The following is a 3,045-nucleotide window of genomic DNA, read 5'->3' as shown; positions in this document are numbered from 1 at the left end:
GAAGATGTCTACTCCGATGTGGACATTCCCGATTTCAACCGGTCCACCATGGACGGGTTTGCCGTCAAGGCCTCCTCAACATTCGGCGCATCCGAGGCCAACCCCGCCTATCTGAACATACGTGGGCAAATCAGGATGGGCGAGCGGCCCGACTTTTCCATCGGTCCCGGTGAGGCGGCCAGGATCGCCACCGGCGGCATGCTGACCGAGGGCGCAGACAGCGTCATCATGGTCGAACACACCGATACGCTTGACGACACCACCATCGAGGCTTATCGGAGTGTGGCCCCGGGCCAGCATGTCATCGAAAAGGGCGAGGATATCCGGCATACCCAACCGGCGCTGAAAGCAGGCACGCGGATACGCCCCCAGGAGTCCGGCCTGCTGGCCGCCTGCGGGCGGACGGAAACGACCGTTTTCAGGCGCCCCCGGGTGGGCATCATCTCCACCGGTGACGAAGTGGTGCCGGTGGACCAGGTGCCCGGCGAAGGACAGATCCGGGACATCAACACCCAGACCCTGTCCGGCCAGGTGCTGGCGGCCGGAGGGATGCCCATGGTCTTCGGCATCGTCAAGGACAATCGTGGCGACCTCATGGACAAGTGCCGAAGCGCCCTGGATTGCTCCGACATGGTCATGATTTCCGGCGGCAGTTCGGTGGGGGCCAGAGATTTTACCGTAGAGGTGCTCGACACCCTTCCCCGCACGTCAATCCTGGTCCACGGGATCTCCATCAGCCCCGGCAAGCCCACGATCCTTGCCCGCTCGGGCGGCAAGGCATTCTGGGGACTGCCCGGCCACGCCGTGTCCGCCATGGTGGTCTTTGCAGTGGTGGTTCGTCCTTTTTTAGACCGGCTTTGCGGGCTGTCGCAGACGGTCCGGCAATTTCCGGTTCAGGCCGTCCTGAACCGCAACCTGGCCTCGGCCCAGGGGCGTGTGGATTATGTCCGCGTGCGCCTGGTTGAAGTCGACGGCCAACCCATGGCGGAACCTGTCCTGGGCAAATCCGGACTGATCAACACCATGGTCAAGGCCGACGGCCTCATCGCCATCGGCATGAATACGGAAGGGCTGGAGCAGGGAACCACGGTTGAGGTGATGCCATTATGACGGCCACCGGCCAATTCGAGTTTTTTTAAATAAAAGCGAATTTCCAATATCGAACAAGGAACCGCAGAATATCGAAGGAAGGTATTCTACCGTTTTTTAATCATCGATATCGCAAAACGATACCACCCTTGAGCATTCGACATTGAAAATTGGACATTCTGCGGTTCTCTTTTTTTTAAAAGTCTCACGCTTAAAACGCTAACGGGAGTTACCCTTGATCACCAAACGCAACGTGTACTTGAACATGAAACCCCTCGAAGAAGCCCGGCAGATCCTCTTCGATCATTTTCCCGGCACCGGCACCATGCCTGCCGAAACCGTGACGCCACCGGAAGCCGTAGGCCGGGTCCTGGCCGAACCGGTAACCGCCGCCGTTTCATCGCCCAACTTTCACGCCGCGGCCATGGACGGCGTTGCCGTGAAAGCGGAAGAGACCTTCGGTGCCAGCGAAACCCGACCCAAAGAGCTGGCCGTGGGGACCCAGGCCCGCTTTCTCAACACCGGCCACGTCATGCCCGAGGGCACCGATGCAGTCATCATGATCGAGAATATCCAGACAGTGGGCGACGACCGGATCCGCATCGAAGCACCGGCCTTTCCCTGGCAGCACGTGCGCAAAATGGGTGAAGACATCGTGGCCACCGAACTGCTCTACCCCCGGGGCCATACGGTGACCCCATACTGCGTGGGGGCCCTGATCTCGGGCGGCATCTATCGGGTGCCGGTACGAAGAAAACCGCGGGTGTTGATCATCCCCACCGGATCGGAACTGGTGGACTGGCGAACCACCGCCCCCGAAGACCTGGAACCGGGACAGGTGCTGGAAACCAATGCTTACGTGCTTGAAAAAATGATCGGCGCCTGCGGTGGTGAGGCACTGCGGCACGAACGGGTCATGGACGACCTGGATCTGATCCGGAAAACGGTGGCCGACGCCGTGGCCGGCGATGTGGACATGGTGATGACTATCGGTGGGTCGTCGGCCGGTTCAGAGGACTACGCCTTGCCTGTTCTCCAAGACCTGGGACGGCTGCTGGTCCACGGCGTGACCATCATGCCCGGCAAACCGGTGATCCTCGGCGATATCCAGAGCAAGCCCTTCTTCGGCATCCCCGGTTACCCGGTGTCCGCCATCATCGCCGTCGAGCAATTCGTTCAGCCCCTGATCCGGCACATGCTGGGCGTCGCCGACCATCCACGCCAGAAAGTAGCCGTGGTACCCACCCGCAAGATCGCCTCCCGGCTGGGCGTGGAGGAATTCCTGCGGGTCAAGCTGGGTCAGGTGGGCGATCGCATCGTGGCCACGCCGCTGCCCCGGGGGGCCGGCATGATCACCAGCCTTACCGAAGCCGACGGCATCATCCGAATCCCCAGCCAGGCCGAAGGCATCAAGGACAGCGACCCGGTCCAGGCCGAACTGCTCAGGCCCCTGCCCGCCATCCGCAACACCATCGTCATCGTGGGCAGCCACGACAACACCCTGGACGTGCTGGCCGACCAGTTGCGTATCGGCGACGGTGCATTGACCCTCTCTTCCAGCCACGTGGGCAGCATGGGTGGGCTCATGGCCGTCAAACGCGGGGTGTGCCATTTGGCCGGCACCCACCTGCTGGATACGGAAACCGGGGAATACAATCTCTCCTATGTAAAACGCTACCTCTCCGACACACCGGTCCGGCTGGTAAATCTGGTGATGCGCGACCAGGGGCTGATCATCCCCAAAGGCAACCCCAAGGGCATCAAGGGTATCGAAGACCTGGGACGCGACGACATCGTGTTCATGAACCGCCAGGGTGGCTCTGGCACCCGGATCCTACTGGACTATCGCCTGGGGCAACTCGGCCTCTCCCCGGAGCAGATCAACGGCTACACCAGCGAAGAGTTCACCCACATGAACGTAGCCGTGGCCGTGCTGAGTGGAACGGCTGATGCAGG

2 protein-coding genes are annotated in these 3,045 nt (G+C 61.3%); both read left to right on the top strand.

Features of this window, described 5'->3' with window-relative positions; all coding sequences use genetic code 11:
* On the top strand, positions 1 to 1,110 hold a 1,110-nt coding region (gene glp, locus QNK41_RS05365), incomplete at its 5' end, for a gephyrin-like molybdotransferase Glp (RefSeq protein ID WP_319254527.1).
* Positions 1,111 to 1,324: 214 nt separating this feature from the next.
* Positions 1,325 to 3,045, top strand: a 1,721-nt coding sequence (locus QNK41_RS05360) for a molybdopterin biosynthesis protein (protein WP_319254525.1), incomplete at its 3' end; no start/stop codon positions are given.

The sequence above is a fragment of the Desulfosarcina sp. genome (assembly GCF_033791525.1).
Lineage (GTDB): Bacteria > Desulfobacterota > Desulfobacteria > Desulfobacterales > Desulfosarcinaceae > Desulfosarcina.
The sequence above is the reverse complement of the archived record's forward strand: the minus strand, read 5'-3'. Positions and strand labels throughout refer to the sequence as shown.